This window comes from Streptomyces sp. NPDC051183, from assembly GCF_040682455.1.
Lineage (GTDB): Bacteria > Actinomycetota > Actinomycetes > Streptomycetales > Streptomycetaceae > Streptomyces.
The window spans coordinates 1-19,181 of sequence record NZ_JBFBBA010000026.1 but is presented as its reverse complement, the minus strand read 5'-3'; the positions used below and the strand labels follow the sequence as shown (position 1 = coordinate 19,181).

The window sequence follows — 19,181 nt, the reverse complement described above, 5'->3', positions numbered from 1 at the left end:
TGTCCTTCCGGGGACGGGAAGCGGGGGGCTTCTTACTCCCCGGCAGAACGGGTGTGGACGACGCGGTAGGTGTTGATGTCCGGGATCCCGGCCACGACGGCGCGGCAGCGGCCCTCGGCGGCGACCCGGCCGGCCGGCTTCTGGTCCTGCGGCACGGCCTTGTAGGCGTCGTACGCCTCCTTGCTCTCCCACTGGGAGTAGGAGACGACGAAGGAGCCCTCGAGGCCGCGGGCGCGCAGGCCGCGCAGCACCACGTGCGAGCGGAAGCCCGGCGTCTCCAGGAAGAACCCCTGGCCGGGGCCGAGGGCGTCGATCAGCTCTTCCTGGTTCTCCTTCAGGACGGGGAACACCGCGATCGCGGTGTAGTCGTCACGGTGCGGGCCGATCTCGATGGAGCCGCCCAGCGACGGGTGCTCCTGGGTGAAGGCCACCTCGTTCTGCAGGAGCTTGATCGAGGTGGTGATCTCACCGAAGACCGGCATGGTGCGGTGGTTGAACTCGTCGCCCTTGTAGCGCTCTTCCAGGTCCTCGCCGCTGCGCCACTGGATGAAGTTGGCGGTGCCCGGCGCGTCGACGCCCGCGTGGACGGTGCTGGACATCCAGCCCTCGTAGGTGGCGGCGTCGACGATCTTCCGCATCTCCTGGATGAGCTTGTCCTGGTTCTCCGGGACATCCGTGGTGAACAGGTTGAGGACGGTGAGGTGCTTGTCCTCGGTGGAGATCTTGGGCATGTCTCTTCGCTTCCTCAAGGGGGAACAGGTGAACTGGACAGATGGCTTGCGGGGGCCGGGTCAGCCTCGGGCGGGCTCGCCGAACCAGCGGGTGAGCGCCTGCGTGAGGCCCTCGGTGGGCGCGCCCAGCGGCGGGGCCCAGGCGACGTAGCCGTCGGGACGGATCAGCAGGCCGTCCAGCGGCGCGTCACAGTCGAAGTTGGCGACGGTGAGGATGTCGACCCGGTCGGACCAGCCCTCGGCGGCCTGGCGCAGCGCGGCGTTGTCGTGCAGGTCCAGCAGCACGCCGCGGCCGCCGTGCAGGAGTTCGAGGCTGCTCTTCTTGTCGCCGCCGACCAGCACCTCGCGGTCGGGCAGGCGCCGGCCGAGCAGCGGGTGCTCGCCCTCGCCGACGTCGTGGCGGATGTCCAGCCCGGTCACCATGCCGATGAGGTGGCGCTGGACCGCGGGGAAGTCCACCAGCTCGGCGAAGACCTCCAGCATCGGGGTGATCTCGTCGCCGCCGAGGTAGAGGATGCGCTGGGCCAGCGTGTTGGTCAGGATCCGGGCCGCGACGGGCCGGCGCTCGCTCTCGTACGAGTCGAGCAGCCCCTCGGGAGCCCGGCCCTGGATGTCCAGGGCGAGCTTCCAGCCGAGGTTGACCGCGTCCTGCACGCCCGAGCTCATGCCCTGGGCGCCGATCGGCAGGTGGATGTGGGCCGCGTCGCCCGCGAGGAAGACGCGCCCGCGCCGGTACTCGGCGGCCTGGCGGCTGGTGTCGGTGGTCGAGCTGACCCACAGCGGCGTCCCGCCGCTGATGTCCTCGCCGGTCAGCCGCAGGAACGCCGCGGAGACCTCGTCGAAGGTGATCGGCTCGGTGCTCTTGCGCAGCGGCTCCGAGCGGTCGAAGTAGATGACCCGGCTGCGGTCGGGACCGATCGGCAGGACCATCACCATGCCGCCGGGCACCCGCTCACCGCTGAACCGGGGCCGCAGCGGCACGCCGGCCACGTCGGCGAAGCGCAGCTCGATGGCCGCGTCGGTGCCCTCGAAGGCGATTCCGGCCAGGCGCCGCACCGCACTGCGGCTGCCGTCACAGCCCACCACGTAGCGGGCGCGCAGCGTGCCCGGGCCGTCGGGGGTGGTGACCTGGAGGGTCACGCCGTCCTCGTCGTTCTCCAGGCCGGTGACCTCGACGCCGCGGCGCACCTGGGCGCCCTTTTCCGCGGCCCAGCCTGCCAGCATTCCCTCGGTGCGGGACTGGGGTATTCCTCGAGCCCCGTACGAGCCACCCTCGAGCAAGCGATAGTCGATGGGTACTCCACCGAAATGCCCGAAGGGAATGACGTCGACCTCACCCAGACGGGAAAGGAGTCCGCGCTGGTCGAATTCCTCGATCGTCCGCGCCGAGAATCCGAGGGCGCGAGACTGCTTCATCGGCTCCGCGAGCCGCTCGACGACAGTGGCAGAGACTCCGTTCAGACCCAGCTCACCTGCGAGCATGAGTCCGGTGGGGCCGGCTCCCACGATGATTACGTCCGCGTCAAAGGTGTCCATCTGCCCTCTTCCGACTGGTGTTTTCCCAGTATTGCGAGGTGCTACCAGGACAGTAAATAGCCGCTAGTACAGGTCTTCCACAAGAACGTCATATCCTTTACAGGAAGGGTTGGCCGCCAGCCTGATTCGCGCACATCCTCAGGCATGACATCAAGCCATTCGACCGCCGAAGTCGCCGCACTCCTCGACAAATACCTGATCTCCCTCGACGACGAAATACTCGACGCGGGATGGGCCAAGGGGCTGTTCACCGACGACGCGGTGATCGAGTTCCCGAACGCCCGGCACGAGGGGGCCGACGGCCTCCCGGGCTTCCACCAGAAGTCCCTGGACGCCTTCGCCCGCCACCAGCACCTGGGCTCGCCCGCCGTGGTCGCGCTCGACGGGGACGACCGGGCGACGCTGCGGGCCAACGTCATCGCCACCCACGTCCACCACCTGCCGGCCGGGGCCCCCGAGGGCACGGCCGCGGAACGCTTCGCGGCCGGCACCTTCGTCAACGGTGCGGCGCGCCGCACCCCCGACGGCTGGCGGATCAGCTCGCTGTCGTTCCGCGTCGTGTGGACCGAGGGCAACCCGCCCGGGGCGAACTGAGCGCCCACCGCCCCCGCCACGACGTGTGCGGTGGTGCCGGAGCAGCCCGGCACCACCGCACACGCCTCTGCGCCGGCCGGCGTCAGACGTTGAGGCTCACGACGCGGTCGACCACTATCTCGATGACGACCCGCCCCGGCGGGTTCGGCGGCGCGGACCAGTAGCGCTTGGCGTAGCGCCGCGCCCCCTCCTCCACCCGGCCGGCCTGGTCGACGACCCGGGCCGTGCCCTCCAGCGTGACCCAGGTGAAGTCCGACACCTGGCACAGCGCGGCACGGCTGCCCGGCGCGGCGAGCAGGTTGCGGGCCTTGCGCGAGGAGACGACGGTCATGATCCGGGCCAGTCCCGCCTCCCGGTCCCAGGTGAACCGTACGGGCGCCACGTGCGGCGATCCGTCGGGCCTGAGCGTGGTCAGCGTGGCGATGTGCGGTTCGGTCAGAAAGGCGTCGGCCTGCGCCGACACGGCGAGTTCGGCGGCGCGGGCTGTGGGCTGCGACACGAGTACGTCCTTCTGCGGTGCGGTGGAGGGGGGCCCTTGCGCCGCGGCGCCCCCCGGGTTCGGTCCGGGGGGCGCCGCGGGCGGGGACTGCCCCGTCTGACTGAGCTCCGACTGAGCTCTGACTGGTGCTCTTTCACCGGGCCGGGGCCCGGCGGGGGAGCGTCAGTGCGCGATCACCTTCTGCGGGGTCTCGACGGCCGCCTCGCCGTCGGCCGCCGGGGCGGCCGCCTGCGGCTTGGCGTTCGGGAAGAAGAAGGCCGCGATGAACAGCGCGACCGCCGCGAAGCAGGCCGCCGCGAGGAAGGCGGTGTGGTTCGCCGACTCCTGCACGGACACGACCTGGGCGGCGTCGCCGCCGGCCTTGGTCAGCTTCTCGGCGAGACCGTTGTAGGCGATGGTCACGATGACGGCGAGACCGAGCGCGCCGCCGGCCTCCTGGCTGGTGTTGATGAGACCCGCGGCCACACCGGCCTCGGAGTCGGCGATGCCGGCGAACGCGGCGATCTGCAGCGTCACGAAGCACATGCCGCAGCCGATGCCGAGGAGGATGAAGGCGGGCAGCAGGTCGACCGCGTACGAACCGCCGGCCGGGGACCGCGTCAGGAGCAGCAGACCGCCGATGGTGGCGGCGAGGCCGATCAGGAGCACGATGCGGGCGGCGACCTTGGCGATCATCCCCGAGGCGATGCCCGCGCCGGCCGCGACGCAGAAGGCGAGGGGCACGTACGCGAAGCCCGCCTTCATCGGCGAGAACCCGTACACCTGCTGCATGAAGATGCTGGCGAAGAAGAACAGGGCGGAGAAGGCACCGAAGACCGACACGGCCGCGATGTTCGCGGTGCTGACCGACTTCAGGCGGAAGACGCGCAGCGGCATCACGGGCGCCTCGACCTTGGTCTCGATCACCAGGAACGTCGCGAGCAGGACCGCCACGATGCCGAAGGAGACGAGCGTGCGGGTGTCGCCCCAGCCGCGGTGCGTGGCCTCACCCAGGGTGAAGATCAGCAGCAGCAGGGCGCTGGTGAGCGTCGCGGCACCGAAGATGTCGAAGCGGGTGCGCGGGCCGTCGGCCTTGGAGTCCGGGACGACGCGCGCCGCGAACAGGGCGGCGAGCAGGCCGATCGGCACGTTGATGTAGAAGATGTACTCCCAGCCGGGACCGTCGGCGAGCACACCGCCGAGGATCACGCCCACGATCGAGGCGATGCCGGAGAGGGAACCCCACAGGCCGAGCGCCTTGTTGCGCTCGGGACCCTCGGGGAAGGTGTTGGTCAGGATCGACAGCGCCGCGGGCGCGATCATCGCGGAACCCAGGCCCTGGACGGCACGCGCGCTGATCAGCACGTTGCCGCTCTCGGACAGGGCCGCCACGAGCGAGGCCAGGGCGAAAACGGTCAGACCGGTCTGCAGGACCCGGCGGCGGCCGTAGCGGTCGGCGAGCCGGCCGCCGAGCAGCAGGAAGCCGCCCAGCACGGTCGCGTACGCCGTGACCACGTACTCCAGGCTGACGTCGGACATGCCGAGCCCGTCCTGAATGGACGGAAGTGCAAGATTCACGATCGACACGTCGAGGAAGACCATGAACTGGGCCATGCAGACAAAGGCAAGGATCGCGCCGGCCTTGTAGCCCGCACCCGTGCCCTTCCCGCTCGTGACCACGTCGGGGGCAGTCATTGGGTAACTCCTCAGCTATGCAGAATCGAGTGTGTGAGAGCGGTCGCCGACGATGCCGGGACTGAGCCACCGGGCCACCCCGATCGCGGGCCGCGGCGCGCGCCGGTCCTCGGCTTCATCGCCCCACCTTCCGCTTGGCAGTTCCGCTGCTCAGCAGCGTGCCCGGGGCCTCTCGACTCCGCCTTGAGTCCCGCCGGACCGGCCGTCCATTCAGTCGATGCCGCGCACGATGTGCGGGTCGGCCCGTTCCTCTTCCTCCTCCACCCCGGCGAGCCACAGCGGCGGGGCCCCCATGACGAGGTTGTAAGAACGCCAGTCGAGTTCCTCTTGGATGTCGTGCACCAGCTCCTCCTCTGCTTTCCGATCGGGCCACACTGTCAAGATCTGCTGGAAAGCCGCTCAGGAAAGACTTGAGAACCGCTCGGCACGCGCCCTACCCGACACGGAACTGACACAATTACCTTCCGCATAAGAACCGATGACCGTCCGTCAGCTTGTCGGCGGACGCGGAAGGCAAGGACGGGACAGTGGACGAGCACGACTGGCTGGCGAAGCGCTTCGAGGACGAACGGACCCGTCTTCGGGCAGTGGCCTACCGGATACTCGGCTCGCTCAGCGAAGCGGAGGACGCCGTCCAGGAGGCCTGGCTGCGGCTCAGCCGCTCCGACTCCGCGGAGATCGAGAACCTGGGCGGCTGGCTGACGACCGTGGTCGGCCGGGTCTGCCTGGACATGCTGCGCACGCGCGCATCCCGGCGCGAGGAGCCCCTGGAGGTCCGGCCGGTGGAGCCGGCCCCCGCCGACGCGGCGCGGGCGGCGCGCCCCAGCGACCCCCAGGCCGAGGCCCTGCTCGCCGACTCGGTCGGCGCGGCCATGCTCGTGGTCCTGGACAAGCTGACCCCCGCCGAGCGGCTCGCGTTCGTCCTGCACGACCTGTTCGCCGTGCCGTTCGAGGACATCGCCGCCATCACGGAGCGCACCCCGGCCTCGGCCCGCCAGCTGGCCAGCCGGGCCCGCCGCCGGGTCCGGGGCGCGGAGACCCTGCCCCAGCCGGACCTCGGCCGACAGCGCCGGATCGTCAACGCCTTCCTCAGCGCCGCGCGCGGCGGGGACTTCGAGGCTCTGCTGGAGGTGCTCGACCCCGATGTGGTGGCGCGCTCCGACAACGGCATGGCCGGCGCCCTGTCGGCGGTGCGCGGAGCGGCCCTGGTGGCCCGCCAGGCCGCGACGTTCGCGCAGTTCGCGCAGAGCGCCCAGGTGGCGCTCGTGGGCGGCGGCATGGGCGTCGTCGCTCGCGTCGACGGCCGCTTCCGCGTCATGGTGTTCACCATCGTCGAGGACCGGATCACCCAGGTCTCGGTGGTCATGGCCCCGGCCGAGGTGGCCCGCCTCGACATCCTGGTCCCCGACACGGGCCCGGACGCGGACGCCGCGGACGCCGTGGCCGGAGTGGACGCCGTGGACTAGGACGGTCCTGCCGACGGGTTCGAGGGGGTCGCCATCCCGGCTCCACCCCCGCTCGTCCCGGACCTCCCACGATGGGACCGCGCCCGAGCCGTGCGGCTCCCCCCTGCACGCCGGTACGGACGCACGCCGGCGTGCCGCCGTGGTTCCCGGTCCCCCGCCCACGGCGGCACCCGCCCGGACCGTTCGACGTACGAGCCACATTTCCCGCACGACGCGAGGGCCCTGCCGAATTCTCCCGGCAGGGCCCTCGCGCTTTCCGGCCGAAAACTCGCGGACCCCTCGCGCGCGGCTCGGCTTCCGGCCCTTCCAGGGATTTGCGAAAACACCCTAAAACGATGCCCCGGATTCCGCTCCGAGCGCCGGTGCACGGCTTCCCGTACACCTTCCCTGCAATATCCCCGGAGACCTGCTGGAGTCCGGGCCCCCCATATCCGGCAAGGGGTTATACCGGCCAACTCGACTGCCTATCGTGGCACGGGATTTCGAATCGCTCCTCTGACGGGGGCGTCCACGACTTAGGAGAGAAATGTCGACTTCAGTCAGGTCTTGGAGGACCGCCTTCCTGACCGCTGCGGCCCTGGCCGGCGTCACGGCCCCGCTCGTCGCGACCCCCGCCCAGGCGGCCCCGGCCCGGACCCGGGCCGCCGCCACCCTGGAGGTGCTCGCGACCGGGCTGGTCAACGCCCGCGACGTCACCGCCCTGCGGGACGGACGCGTCCTGGTCGCCGAAGCCGGCGACGGCAAGGCGGACTGCGCGGCGGACGCCCACTGCGTCGGCCAGAGCGGCGCCGTCTACCAGGTCCGGGGCACCCAGAAGGGCCGCGTCCTGACGGGCCTGGCCTCCGCCGGCAAGGGCTCCACGGCCACCGGCGGCGCCCAGGAGGTCAGCGGCCCCACCAGCGTGGAGCCCGCCGCCGGCGGCGGCTACGTGGTCCTGAGCGGCCTCGGCGGCACCGCCGAGACCCGCGCCGCCCTCGGCCCGGCGGCGTCCACGCTCGGCACCCTCTACCGGACCCGGGACGGGAAGATCCTCGCCGACCTGGCCGACATCGAGACCCGGCTGAACCCGGACGGCGGCGACGTGCACGCCAACCCGTGGCGCTTCATCAAGAACGGCAGCGGCTACCTGACCACCGACGCGGGCGGCAACACCCTGATCGCCTCCAACTGCGTCGGCACCACCAGCACGCGGTTCGTCTTCCCCAAGAACGAAACCTCCACGGGTCTCGCCGAAGCCGTGCCCACCGGCATCGTCCGGGGCGGCGACGGCACCGTATACATCTCCGACATGAGCGGGGTCCGCAAGGACGCCTCCCGCATCTGGAAGATCGCGCCGGGCGGCCAGCCCGAGGTCGTCGTCACCGGCCTGACGAACCTCGTCGACATCGCGCTGGACGGCAAGGGCAACCTGTACGCGCTGTCCTTCACGGACGGGTTCCAGCAGGGCCCGCCGAAGGACGGCCGCCTGTCCAAGATCAACCTCTCCACCAAGGCGATAACCGACGTCCCCACCACCGAGCCGCTGAACCAGCCGACCGGCCTGGACATCGGCCCGCAGGGCCAGATCTACGTGGTCGCCGGGAACAGCATCAACAGCAAGCTGCTGCGCGTCCGCCCGTAACGGCAGACGCCACGGCCCGCACACCGACGGCCCGGCCACCGCGCAGTACCGCGGTGGCCGGGCCGTCGGCCGTTCCCGTACGGCTTCGCGTACGCCCTTCTGTCACACCGTTCTGTCACGCCGTTCTGTCACACCGTCCGCTCACGCGCCGCCCGCCCGCGCAGTTCCCGGCCGGCCCCCACGACCGGCCCCCGCGCCCAGCCCCCGCGCGCGGCCCGCAGCCGCCGGTCAGCGCCGCGGACCGCGCCTCGCCGCCTCGATGAAGGCCTCGAAGAGCGGGTCGGTGTCCTCGCCCAACTCCCCGTGCGCCTGCAGCCCGACGAGGAACGGCGCCTGCGGATCCGCCGCCTCCGCCCCCTCGACGACCCCGTCCGCCGACCACGCGGTGGCCACCAGGCCCTCGCCGAGCTTGTCGATGCCCTGGTGGTGGTGGCAGTACACGGTCGCGCTCGCCCCCAGCGTGGAGCCGAGCACCGAACCGGGCTCCACCCGGATGGGCCGCTCGTCGTACCGGCCCGGCACCCTCGGCGCGTGCTCGGGCAGGTGCTGGTCCAGGGTGCCGCCGCGCACGACGGAGATCAGCTGCAGACCGCGGCAGATCCCCAGCACGGGTATCCCGCGCTCCTGAGCCACGGCCAGCGCCGCCAGCTCGGCGGCCTCGCGCACCTTGTCCGGGGGACGGGTGAACTTCCCCGGCTCCTCCCCGTACAGAGCCGGATCCACATCCTCGCCGCCGGTCATCAGCAGCGCGTCCACACGCTCCATGACGGGGCGGACGGCGTCCACCATCGGCGGCAGGAGCAGCGGGGCGCCGCCCGCCCGCGCCACCCTCTCCTGGTACGTCACGGGCAGCAGGCAGGACTCCACCTCACCCCAGATGCTCCATTGGATCGAAGCCGAGGCGGCGGTCAACGCCACTACTGGTCGATTCATCGCAAGTCGTCCTTCTGCTCATCGGCTTCTTCCGAAAACCGGGCAAGAAGCCGGGCGAGTCTGGAATTGGGGCGCGGAAACAGCCCTCCCAGGTCCAGACATGGTGCCCGTCGCGGGTACGGAAAGTCATCCGCTCCACGCAGCCCACAGCGAAACAAACCCCGCAAACCCCTGAGCACCACCAGAGTTCCAGCGGAATACGAGCGCCCATCCTGGACGCCTCGACTCCCGGTGCACCGCACCCCGCTGCAATGTAGGCGGGTTGTGGAGCCACTTGGGAGCGGACGGCGAATGCCCTGCGGGCATCTCCACGGATCGGCACTGGACCACACGCTCATACGCGGGTACTTGCGAAGACGCCATAAGGAGAGCACCTCATGCTCAAGGTAAGCGAAACCCCGGCGGAGGCGTCCGGGCGGGCCGAGCGGATCGCCTCGCGATCGCGCACCGAATGGAAGAAGCCGCCGCGCCGCATCGAGAAGTCGGAGTGCATCACCTGCGACACCTGCCTGCGCGCCTGCCCCGCCGAGTTCGGGGCGATCTTCGACCGCGGGATCGACGTCGTGATCATCCCCGAACTGTGCTCGGGCTGCCCTGTGTGCGTCCTCGAGTGCCCGGTCGACTGCATCTACGTCGACGAGGACTGGACCCCGACCGACGAGTCGATGTGGAACCACATCGAGCTGACCGCCGGAGGCACCGCGTGAGCGCGCTCCCCGACCGCTCCGGCACCTCCCGCCGGGCCCTCAACGCCAAGAAGCGGCAGAGCCGCCGCCCCAGCCGCCTCGGCCTGCCCGCCGGCGCCACCGCCAAACCGGACCACGTCAGAGAGGAGGACGCCGGCTTCCCCGGCCTCCTCCAGCGGGTCTGGCAGCAGGCGTCCGAGGCCCCCGACCTCACCACCGCCGTCGGCATCCTCGCCTCCCTCGACGGCTTCGTCCCCGCCGACGTCCAGCTGCGCGCCCTGCGCACCGCCGACGAGGCCGCGCTCAAGGTGCTGTGCGGCGTGACCTGGCGCGAGGACGACCCGTACGAGTACCAGGGCGCCACGGCGCCCGCCGCCGGCGAGCCGGTGTTCCTCGGCGAGATCGGACTCACCACCAGCGGCCGCATCGTCGTCCGCGTCCCGGGCCAGTCCCCGCTGTCGGTCACCGCCAAGCTCGTCGCCGGCGTCCTGCGCGTGCCGTGGTCGGCCCGCGCCGTCGCCGACTACCAGGCCGAGGTCAGCCGCGCCGCGGACCGCTTCGAGCAGTCGGTCGCCGACTGCCGCGACTGGCTGCGGACCCTGGGCCCGCAGGGCCGCGACGAGGCCCTGGCGGCCCTGAAGGAGGCCGCCCAGCGCACCGCCCCCTTCATGCTCTACCAGGAGGACCGCCAGTACACGAACTTCCGCGACGGCAACACCGTCACCGGCAAGACGCTGTGGCCCGGCCACCCCGACTGCTTCCTGAGCGCCCTCCAGGGCCTGCCCCTGGAACTGTGGCCCGACAGCGACGCCGTGATGGTCACCTGCCTCACCCTCCTCATCCGTTCCGCGGGCTACGCCCGCATCGAGGAGGCCAACGGCACGCAGCTGTCCCTGGAGCACGTCGCGTACCAGCTGGAGCAGAACCGCCGCCACTACAACGACGTACCCGGCGGCGAGGAGGTCGCGCGCCCCGCCACGGCGAGCGTCGCGGACCTCGACACCCTGGCCCGCGCCCTGTTCGAGCGCCGCAAGGGCGTCCTGGCCGACGCCCAGCTCTACCGCGAGATCCACGGCGCGCTCGTCCACAAGATCGAGCGGGTCGCCGAGCCCTACGGCGACGAGGCCCGCGCCCGCGAGGCCGCCGTCACCGCCCGCCTCACCGCCCGCCTGCCGCTGGCCGGCGCCGACCTCGACGAGCTCGGCGACGCGCTCGCCGCCTCCCCCCAGTGGCTGGCCGAGCCGCACGGCGAGTTCGGCACCGGACTCGAATCCCTCGTCTACGAGGCCGTCGCCGCCGCCACCGACGCCTTCGAGGCCGACTTCTCCATGAGCCGCGGCCTGCGCTCGCTGCCCCGCCTCATCGACGCGCTGCGCGAGGAGAACTGGGCCGAGATCGTCGACTGGGGCATCACCGAGTTCTTCTGCTGCGTCGTCCCGCGCCCCGAGGCCCGCTCCTACTTCGCGGACTCCAGCGCCCGGCTCGCCGACACCGCCTGGGCCATGTCCTCGCGCATGCAGTACAACTCCTGGCACTTCATCGCCGGCAACCTCCCCAGGACGGCCGACATCGAGGCGCGCGACCACTTCGTCCCGCCCACCATCCCCGACATCGCCTTCTACTCCGACCAGCACCACCACGGCCACGTCAACAACATGGTCCGCTTCACCGTCCGCAGCCCGCACACGGTGGAGGTGCTGGACCGCAAGTTCAACGGGTTCATGGACCTGCGCCTGCTGCGCTGCGAAGGCGAGCCCTTCACCACCCAGGACATGCTCGCCGCCCACCGCACCTCGGCGTTCATCGCCAGGGCGTCCAGCCTCGCCGCCTCGCTCGCCGCCGCCGGCACCGAAGTCGAGGTCACCTCCTTCGACTCCCAGTGGCACTGGGACAACGTCATGGCATCCGCCCCCGACGCCCCCGAACAGTCCGACTCGTCAGACCAGGTGGCCTGAGCCCCGGAGCCGGACCCGGCCCCGACCCGGCTCGGCCCACCGGCCGTTCCCTCTAGGAGATCCGTTGACCTCTATCGGCGTTGGCGAAACCAAGGAGATCCTCCGCCTGCGAGACGTCTCCGTCCTCGAGCACGTCCAGTCGGTCCTGAGCCGGATCCACAAGCACGACGGCGAACTCGGAGCCTACGTCTCCGTCGCCGGCGAAGAGGCCCTCCAGGCCGCCGAACAGGCCGACGCCCGCATCCGCGAGCTCGGCACGGCGGCCTGGCAGGACCGCCCCCTGCTGGGGGTGACCGTGTCCGTCAAGGACCTCATCCAGACCTCCGACCTGCCCACCACCCGCGGATCCCTGCTGCCCAACGGCCGCGCGCAGGCCGACACCCCGGCCGTGTCGCGGCTGCGCGCCGCCGGCGCCATCATCGTCGGCAAGACCACCACCTCCGAGTACGGCTGGAGCGCCAGCACCGTCTGCCGGGTGGCCCCGCCCACCCGCAACCCCCGCGACCTCAGCCTCACCGCCGGCGGCTCCAGCGGAGGAGCCGCCGCCGCGGTCGCGGCCGGCATGTGCGCCGGCGCGCTCGGCACCGACGGCGCCGGCTCCATCCGCATCCCCTCCGCGTTCTGCGGCACCGTCGGCTACAAACCCTCCTTCGGGCGAGTGCCCTACGTCCCCGCCGGCGCCGAGCGCCTCGCCCACCTCGGGCCCATCGCCAAGAACGTCCCCGACGTCATCGAACTGGCCGCCGTGCTCGCCGGACCCGACAGCCTCGACCCCGACTCCAGCCTCGGCTCCCTCGACGCCCGCCGCGAAGCCCGCTCCCTGCGGATCGGCTGGGTCGAATACCCCGGCACCACCGAGGAGATCCGCCGCATCACCGAACAGGCCTGGCCCCTGCTCACCGCGCAGGGACACCACGTCCAGCGCGTCGAGGTCCGCTGCGGCGGCATCTACCCCGCCCTCGTCGACATCGTCGCCGCCACCGAGGCCGCCGGCACCGACCCCGACGACGACGAGTGGATCGACCAGGGCCGCCTGGAGATCGTCCGATACGGCCGCACCCTCAGCGGCGCCGCCGTGATGCGGGCCGAAGGGGTGCGCCACGAACTGCGCTCCACCCTGCGGTCGGTGATGGACCGCTTCGACCTCCTCGTCATGGCCACCGTCCCCATCGAACCGTTCTCCGCCGAGGCCATCGGACCTTCCTGGGCATCCGATCCCAGGGATCTACTGTGGCTCGACTGGGCCCCTGCCTCGTACCCCTTCAATATGACCGGTCAGCCGGCGGTGTCCCTGCCGGCCGGACTCACCCGGGCCGGGCTCCCCGTGGGCCTCCAGCTCGTCGGGCCCGTGGGCGCCGACGACCTCGTCCTCTCCACCGCCCTGCGGATCGAAGCAGAGCTCGGGCCCCTGCCCGCCATACCGGATCGTGTGTCATAGAAGGAGTGCGGTAGCCCATGTATGCACGCTCGTGGTCTCGCCCGTACGGGGAAGGCGGCGTCGGCCGCTCGTCGTTCGTCGCCGAATTCGGCCTCTGGAACGACGAGCAGACCGCCGCGGCCGAACAGATCGAAGCCGGCCTGCGCGACATCGACCTCGTACGCGTCGCGTTCTGCGACCCCCACGGGCTCGCCCGCTCCAAGACCCTGACCGCCGAGGTCTTCGAGGGCGTCCTGCGCAACGGCATGGACTTCAGCCCCGGCCCGTTCATCTTCGACACCGGCCACGCCGTCGCCATCGACTTCCAGTCCGGCGACCCGGGCATCGGCGTCTCCGAGATCGCCGGCGCCGGCAACTTCGTCCTCGTCCCGGACCCGCTCACCTTCCAGGTCCTGCCCGGCGACGGCCCGCGCACCGCCTGGATCCAGGGCGACGAGTACCTGCGCGACGGCACCCCGCACCCGCTGTCCACCCGGCACGTGCTCAAGAAGATCGCCGCCCGGTACGCCGAGCGCAACCTCACCCCCATCGTCGGCCTCGAAGCCGAGTGGTACCTCACCCGCCGCCTCGACGCAGCGCCCGGCAACTCCGGCAACGGCTTCGGACTGCAGGGCCCGGCCCCCGCCGTGGAAGCCGTCAACTCCGGCTACCAGTTCAACGGCGACAGCGCCTACGCCTCCGTCGCCGCGATCACCAACCCCATCGCCCTGGACCTGGTCGCCCTCGGCCTGCCCCTGCGCTCCATGGAACACGAATCGGGCCCCGGCCAGATCGAGACCACCTTCAGCCCCATGACCGCGCTGGACACCGCCGACGCGATGCTCTTCTTCCGCACCTTCGTCAAGCAGTCCTGCGCGCGCCGCGGCTACCACGCCTCGTTCATGTCGCTGCCCCGCGTCGACAGCTTCGACCCCAGCGGCTGGCACCTGAACCAGTCCGTCGTCGACGACACCACGGGCCGCAACATCTTCGCCGCCGAGGGCCCCGCCGCTGGCATCTCCACCGCCGGCAAGTCCTACGCCGAAGGCCTCATGGACCGGGCCCGCGCCTACTGCCTGCTCTCGGTCCCCACCGTCAACGGCTACCGCCGCCTGGGCGCCGAGCACTCGCTCTCCCCGACCCGCATCGGCTGGAGCTTCGAGGACCGCGGCGCGATGATCCGCGTCGTCGGCGCCGGCAGCTCCACCCACATCGAGAACCGCGTCGGCGAACCCAGCGCCAACCCCTACCTCAACATCGCCGCCCAGCTCCACGCAGGCCTCGAAGGCCTCGACGGACTGCCCGGCACCACCGAGCCCGTCCGCGTCGGCTCGGCACCCGACCCCCGCGCCGAAACCCTGCCGCAGTCGCTGCCCGAGGCCCTGGAAGCGTTCCGCGCCGGCCCCGCCGCCGACCTCCTCGGCAAGCCGCTCGCCGCCTGCCTGACCAAGCTCAAGGAGAGCGAGGCCGCCCGGTACGACGCCTGGGCCGCCGAGGCCCGGCCCACCGGCACGGCCACCACGGAATGGGAACAGCGCGAGTACTTCGAGCACTTCTGACCGCGCTGCCGCCATCCCCTGCGACCGAAAGTCGAGCAGAGATGATCCCCCGCTACACGCTGCCTGAGATGGCCGCCCTGTGCCAATCGCGCTACGAGATCTGGGTACGCGTAGAGATCCTCGCCTCCGAGGCGCAGGCGAAACTCGGCGTCATACCGCAGAGCGCGGTCGAGGACATGCGCCGCGCCCCCGTGCCGGACATCAGCCGCGTCTCCGAGATCGAGCTGGACCGCGACCACGAGGTCCTCTCCTTCCTCGCCGCGTTCTGCGAGGGCATCCCCGAGGACTCCGCCCGCTACGTCCACCTCGGCATGACCAGCTACGACCTGGTGGACACGGCCCTCGGCCACATCCTCGCCACCGCCACCGACCACCTGCTGACCGCCGGCCGCCGGCTGCGCCGCGTCCTGGCCGAACGCGCCGCCGAGCACTGGAACACCCCGATCATCGGACGCACCCACGGCGTCCACGCCGAGCCGACCACCTTCGGCCACAAGCTCGCCGGCTTCGCCTTCGCCGTCGACCGCTCCCTGGGCCGCCTCAAGGCCGCCCGCGAAGCGGTCGCCGTCGGCACGATCTCCGGCGCGGTCGGCACGTACGCGCTCATCGACCCGTACGTCGAGCAGTACGTGTGCCAGGCCCTCGGCCTCGGCGTCGAATCCTCACCCAGCCAGGTCGTCGCCCGCGACCGGCACGCCCAGCTCCTCCAGGCCGTCGCGACCATGGGCGCCTGCGTCGAGCACCTCGCCCTGGAACTGCGCCTCCTGCAGCGCACCGAGGTGCGCGAGGTCGAGGAGCGGCGCACCGCCGGCTACCAGGGCTCCAGCGCCATGCCCCACAAGCGCAACCCCACCAGCAGCGAGCGCCTCAACGGGCTCGCCCGCCTCCTGCGCGGCTACGCGAACTCGGCGGTGGAGAACGTCGCCCTGTGGCACGAACGCGACCTGGCCCACCAGTCCGTCGAGCGGGTCATCCTGCCCGACAGCCTCTGCGTCGGCCACTTCCAGGCGACGAAGGCCGCGGAGCTCGTCGAGAACCTCAACGTCTTCCCGGAGCGGATGGCCGCGAACATCGACCAGACCAACGGCCTCGTCTACAGCTCGACCGTCCTCGCCGACCTCCTGCAGGGCGGCATGGAACGCGAGAAGGCCTACCGCGCCGTCCAGGCCGCCGCCAACAACACCATCGCCTCCGGCGAGCACTTCACGCATACCCTCGCCAAGGAGGGCATCGACCCGGGCACGCTCACCCCGGACCGCTTCCTGCGCAACCACGACGTCATCCGCAACCGATTGGAGCAGCTCCGTGAACTGGAAGATTGAGCGCGTCGAGGGCGCCTCCCTGGACCTCGACGAAGTCCTCGAGGTGTACCGCGCCTCCGGCCTGGGCGAGCGCCGCCCCATCGAGGACACCGCCCGCTTCCGGGCCATGCTCGACAACGCCAACCTCGTCCTCGTCGCCCGCGACGGCGACAAGCTCATCGGCATCGCCCGCAGCGTCAGCGACTTCAGCTACGTCACGTACCTCTCCGACATCGCCGTCGACCGCACCCACCAGCGCGGCGGCATCGGCCGCGCGCTGATCGAGGCGACCCAGAAGGAGACGCCGGGAGTCAAGATCGTCCTGCTGTCGGCGCCGGCCGCGGCCGAGTACTACCCCCACATCGGCTTCACCCAGCACGGCTCGGCCTGGGTCCTCAACCCGTAGCGGCTCGCAGCGGGCTCGCAGGCGACCGGAGAGCCGTTCGACCGGCCTCCCTGTCCACTTCAGTTCACCGGCACCGCTCGGTAGGTTTTCCGGCGAGCCCAGCACGAGCTCCCACGGACGTGTCGCCGTGGGATGCGTGAGTCGCGGGGGAGTAATGAACCAGATTTCCTCAGGGGCCCTTCTGGAGCCCCACATACCGGCGCCGCACGGCCTCGCGGAGCCCCACCCGGTCGAAGAACACCCGACCGGCCCGGGGCCCCGCGCGGCCGGCCCGTGCGGCCACCTGCGGATCCTTGTCGTCGACAGCGCCGCCGACGGCACGGACCCCCTCGTAGAACGACTGCGCCGGCACGGCCACGAAACCGTGTGCGCACAGAAGGGCACCGCCGCCCTGCGGGTCCACGAGGACGTCGACCTCGTCCTCCTCGACCTCGACCTCCCCGACCTCGACGGCCTGGAGGTCTGCCGCGTCATCCGCTCCACCAGCCGCGTCCCGGTCATCATCGTGACCTCCCGCGGCTCCGAACTCGACTGCGTCCTCGGCCTGCAGGCCGGCGCGGACGACTACGTGGTGCGCCCCTACGGCTTCCGCGAGCTGATGGCCCGCATCGAAGCCGTCATGCGCCGCTCCCAATGGGAGCCGGCCACCACCGCGGCAGCCGTCGAACACGGCCCGCTGCGCATCGACGTCAACTCCCGCGAGGTCACCCTCGCGGGCGACGAGGTCAGGCTGACCCGCAAGGAGTTCGACCTCCTGCTCCTGCTGGCCTCCCACCCCGAGACGGTCGTCTCCCGCAAGCGCCTGCTCCAGCAGGTCTGGGGCGACTCCTGGTCCCGCCGCACGGTCGACACCCATGTCAGCAGCCTGCGCGGCAAACTCGGTGCCAACAGCTGGATCATCACCATCCGCGGCGTGGGCTTCAAACTCGGCCACCCCTGACCCGCCCGCCGGCCCCGCAGGACCCTGCCTCCGGGCGTCCCCACCGCCCGGGGGTTTCCGGCTGCCAGAAACCCCTTCCACTTCCCGGCCGTCATCCCGTCACGTTTCCCACGGCTCCTCCGTCATACCGATGACAGACACCGACCGCCCCTCACCCCGTGCGGCGACGGCGCTCTGTACGGCTCTGAGGAGGACAGCCATGCAGACTCGACTGGTTGGTCCGGCAATCATCGCCCCGGGTGCGACCAAGGCACTCGCAGCACTTGCCGCATCCGCGGCCATCGCCGGCGTCTCACCCGCCACGCAGTGCCTGGTCCACCTGCGCGCCAGCCAGCTCATCGGCTGCGCCGCCTGCACCCGGATGCACGGCCGCGCCCTCAAGCGCAAGGGCGAGAGCAACGAGCGCCTCGGCTCCGTGGCGGACTGGCGCAACTCCGACCCGGCCTGCTTCACCGACGCCGAGCGCGCCGCCCTCTCCCTCACCGAGGCCGTCACCCACGCCGCCGGCGACACCGCGCACGACCGCGTACCGGACGAGGTGTGGGCCGAGGCCTCCCGCCACTACGGCGAACGCGCCCTCACGGCCCTCTTCGCCACCGTCACCACCAGCGACGCCTGGCACCGCTTCCACCCCGCCACCGCGAGGCCCGCGACCCCCGCGCCCCGCCGGCCCGACCAGGCGGACCAGCAGACCACCGCCAGGACCCCGGCCCCGCGTTGGACCCCGTCCCGCCCCCCGCGCCCGGCGGCCGCCGCCACCCCGGCCCCCTGGACCCAGCCCCGCCCCGGCCCCGCCCGCCGCGAGGTACCGCGACTCGGCTGGTAGCCGCCCCGGGAACGGCCCTACGAGCCGCACATGTACGGGTCCGTTCCCACCCCGCCGGCCGTGAGCCGCTCCAGCTCCTCCGGCGAGGCCAGCCTCGGCAGCAGCAGCTCCCAGAACTCCGTCACGACCCCCCGCGAGACCCATCCCGGCTCGGCCGCCCCGAGGACCTCGAACCCCACGGTCGCCGCGACCACCGCGTGCGCCGCACGGTCCGGCTCGACCCCGGCGGCCAGCCGGTTCTCCCGCGCCGCGGCCGCGAAGACCTCCTCGATCCACCGCCGCCACTGCCCCCGCAGGTCCGCGACGCTGTCCCGGGCCAGGTCCGCGCAGAGCCCGAACCCCGCCCGTACGACCGGATCCTGCGACAACAGGGCCGCCAGGTCGTGCGTCGAGTCCACCATCAGCTGCAGCGCGTCCCGGTCCGCGTCCCGTCCGCGGCCCCAGGTGATCCGGCGCACCGCGTCCGCCGCCCGGCCCTCCACGGCCTCGGCGAGCAACGGCTTGCTCCCGAAGTGGAAGTGCAGTCCGCCCGCACTGACACCGGCCCGTCTGGCGATGGCGGCGATGGAGGCGGTGACGAAGCCCTCCTCGGCGAACACCTCGGCTGCGGCTCGGACGAGAGTTTCACGCGTGCGGGCAGCACGCTCCTGCTTCACCATGGAGTCTCCACAAACCGCGAACACGGTTTGCCAACGGGGCACATGTTTCCGGTCCCATGATCTGTACTCCGCCCCCAGGCCCGGTGGAGAACGGCCGGATCCCCGACCCGCACCTGCAAGACCCATCACCTCTGGCTCACGTCACTTCGGGATGACCGACACCACCCATGACGTAACCCGGCCGGAAAGTGTGACAACCCCCCAGCCGCCCTCCCAAGCCCCTCAAAAACCCAAAGGGCCCCAGGGGATCCCCGAGGCCCTCCCAAGCCCCTGAGCACCCCTCAGAAGCCGTATCTCAACCGAACGTGATCGCTTGATTTCCGCTGGTCAGGCATGGTCCAGCTCGGAATGAGGGAGGCATGCGGCGTCTTGTTTCGG

Annotated in this window: 18 protein-coding genes; 11 read left to right on the top strand and 7 right to left on the bottom strand. The window is 71.5% G+C overall.

What is annotated here, in order from left to right:
- Positions 1 to 32 precede the first annotated feature (32 nt).
- Together AB0M99_RS22745 and AB0M99_RS22740 are read right to left on the bottom strand one after the other, a co-directional pair.
- Entirely contained in the window at positions 33 to 731 is a 699-nt protein-coding gene (locus AB0M99_RS22745) for an antibiotic biosynthesis monooxygenase family protein (protein ID WP_365923158.1), read from the bottom strand.
- 60 nt (positions 732 to 791) lie between these two features.
- Positions 792 to 2,267: an FAD-dependent monooxygenase gene (locus AB0M99_RS22740; RefSeq protein WP_365923156.1), complete on the bottom strand. Its 1,476-nt coding sequence runs from the start codon at positions 2,265 to 2,267 to the stop codon at positions 792 to 794.
- A gap of 144 nt (positions 2,268 to 2,411) precedes the next feature.
- Between AB0M99_RS22740 and AB0M99_RS22735 the strand changes: the two genes are divergently transcribed.
- Positions 2,412 to 2,861: a nuclear transport factor 2 family protein gene (locus tag AB0M99_RS22735; protein WP_365923154.1), complete on the top strand. Its 450-nt coding sequence runs from the start codon at positions 2,412 to 2,414 to the stop codon at positions 2,859 to 2,861.
- Positions 2,862 to 2,943: 82 nt separating this feature from the next.
- On the opposite strand, the gene AB0M99_RS22730 is transcribed toward AB0M99_RS22735, so the two are convergent.
- The 3 genes from AB0M99_RS22730 to AB0M99_RS22720 all read right to left on the bottom strand — a co-directional run bounded on the left by AB0M99_RS22730 (position 2,944) and on the right by AB0M99_RS22720 (position 5,376).
- On the bottom strand, positions 2,944 to 3,360 hold the full coding sequence (locus AB0M99_RS22730; RefSeq protein ID WP_365923152.1) for a TIGR03618 family F420-dependent PPOX class oxidoreductase: 417 nt from the start codon (positions 3,358 to 3,360) through the stop codon (positions 2,944 to 2,946).
- Positions 3,361 to 3,522: 162 nt separating this feature from the next.
- Positions 3,523 to 5,034 (bottom strand): MFS transporter, encoded by a 1,512-nt coding sequence (locus AB0M99_RS22725; protein WP_365923150.1) that lies wholly within the window; start codon positions 5,032 to 5,034, stop codon positions 3,523 to 3,525.
- Positions 5,035 to 5,244: 210 nt separating this feature from the next.
- Entirely contained in the window at positions 5,245 to 5,376 is a 132-nt protein-coding gene (locus tag AB0M99_RS22720) for a hypothetical protein (protein ID WP_365923148.1), read from the bottom strand.
- Between the two features lie 185 nt (positions 5,377 to 5,561).
- On the opposite strand from AB0M99_RS22720, the gene AB0M99_RS22715 reads away from it, so the two are divergent.
- Positions 5,562 to 6,500 (top strand): sigma-70 family RNA polymerase sigma factor, encoded by a 939-nt coding sequence (locus tag AB0M99_RS22715; RefSeq protein WP_365923146.1) that lies wholly within the window; start codon positions 5,562 to 5,564, stop codon positions 6,498 to 6,500.
- A 526-nt stretch (positions 6,501 to 7,026) separates the two neighbouring features.
- On the top strand, positions 7,027 to 8,121 hold the full coding sequence (locus tag AB0M99_RS22710; RefSeq protein ID WP_365923144.1) for a ScyD/ScyE family protein: 1,095 nt from the start codon (positions 7,027 to 7,029) through the stop codon (positions 8,119 to 8,121).
- Positions 8,122 to 8,349: 228 nt separating this feature from the next.
- Here AB0M99_RS22710 and AB0M99_RS22705 read toward each other — a convergent pair whose 3' ends face one another.
- Complete coding sequence (locus AB0M99_RS22705) at positions 8,350 to 9,054, bottom strand: gamma-glutamyl-gamma-aminobutyrate hydrolase family protein (protein WP_365923142.1); 705 nt, start codon at positions 9,052 to 9,054, stop codon at positions 8,350 to 8,352.
- 377 nt (positions 9,055 to 9,431) lie between these two features.
- On the opposite strand from AB0M99_RS22705, the gene AB0M99_RS22700 reads away from it, so the two are divergent.
- From AB0M99_RS22700 to AB0M99_RS22665, 8 genes are all read left to right on the top strand, one after another.
- Entirely contained in the window at positions 9,432 to 9,761 is a 330-nt protein-coding gene (locus AB0M99_RS22700) for a 4Fe-4S dicluster-binding protein (RefSeq protein WP_365923140.1), read from the top strand.
- Entirely contained in the window at positions 9,758 to 11,695 is a 1,938-nt protein-coding gene (locus AB0M99_RS22695) for a hypothetical protein (protein ID WP_365923138.1), read from the top strand. The genes AB0M99_RS22700 and AB0M99_RS22695 overlap by 4 nt, the downstream gene beginning before the upstream one ends.
- Positions 11,696 to 11,759: 64 nt before the next feature.
- Positions 11,760 to 13,133, top strand: coding sequence for an amidase family protein (locus tag AB0M99_RS22690; RefSeq protein ID WP_365923136.1), 1,374 nt, complete (start codon positions 11,760 to 11,762; stop codon positions 13,131 to 13,133).
- 17 nt (positions 13,134 to 13,150) lie between these two features.
- Positions 13,151 to 14,671: a glutamine synthetase family protein gene (locus tag AB0M99_RS22685; protein WP_365923134.1), complete on the top strand. Its 1,521-nt coding sequence runs from the start codon at positions 13,151 to 13,153 to the stop codon at positions 14,669 to 14,671.
- A gap of 41 nt (positions 14,672 to 14,712) precedes the next feature.
- Positions 14,713 to 15,993, top strand: a complete 1,281-nt coding sequence (gene purB, locus AB0M99_RS22680) for an adenylosuccinate lyase (RefSeq protein ID WP_365923132.1) — start codon at positions 14,713 to 14,715, stop codon at positions 15,991 to 15,993.
- On the top strand, positions 15,977 to 16,378 hold the full coding sequence (locus tag AB0M99_RS22675) for a GNAT family N-acetyltransferase (protein ID WP_365923130.1): 402 nt from the start codon (positions 15,977 to 15,979) through the stop codon (positions 16,376 to 16,378). Before purB ends, AB0M99_RS22675 begins: the two co-directional genes overlap by 17 nt.
- Positions 16,379 to 16,532: 154 nt before the next feature.
- On the top strand, positions 16,533 to 17,318 hold the full coding sequence (locus tag AB0M99_RS22670) for a response regulator transcription factor (RefSeq protein ID WP_365923128.1): 786 nt from the start codon (positions 16,533 to 16,535) through the stop codon (positions 17,316 to 17,318).
- 199 nt (positions 17,319 to 17,517) lie between these two features.
- On the top strand, positions 17,518 to 18,144 hold the full coding sequence (locus AB0M99_RS22665) for a carboxymuconolactone decarboxylase family protein (protein WP_365923126.1): 627 nt from the start codon (positions 17,518 to 17,520) through the stop codon (positions 18,142 to 18,144).
- Positions 18,145 to 18,161: 17 nt separating this feature from the next.
- Here AB0M99_RS22665 and AB0M99_RS22660 read toward each other — a convergent pair whose 3' ends face one another.
- Positions 18,162 to 18,803, bottom strand: a complete 642-nt coding sequence (locus AB0M99_RS22660; protein WP_365923124.1) for a ScbR family autoregulator-binding transcription factor — start codon at positions 18,801 to 18,803, stop codon at positions 18,162 to 18,164.
- Positions 18,804 to 19,181: the final 378 nt, after the last annotated feature.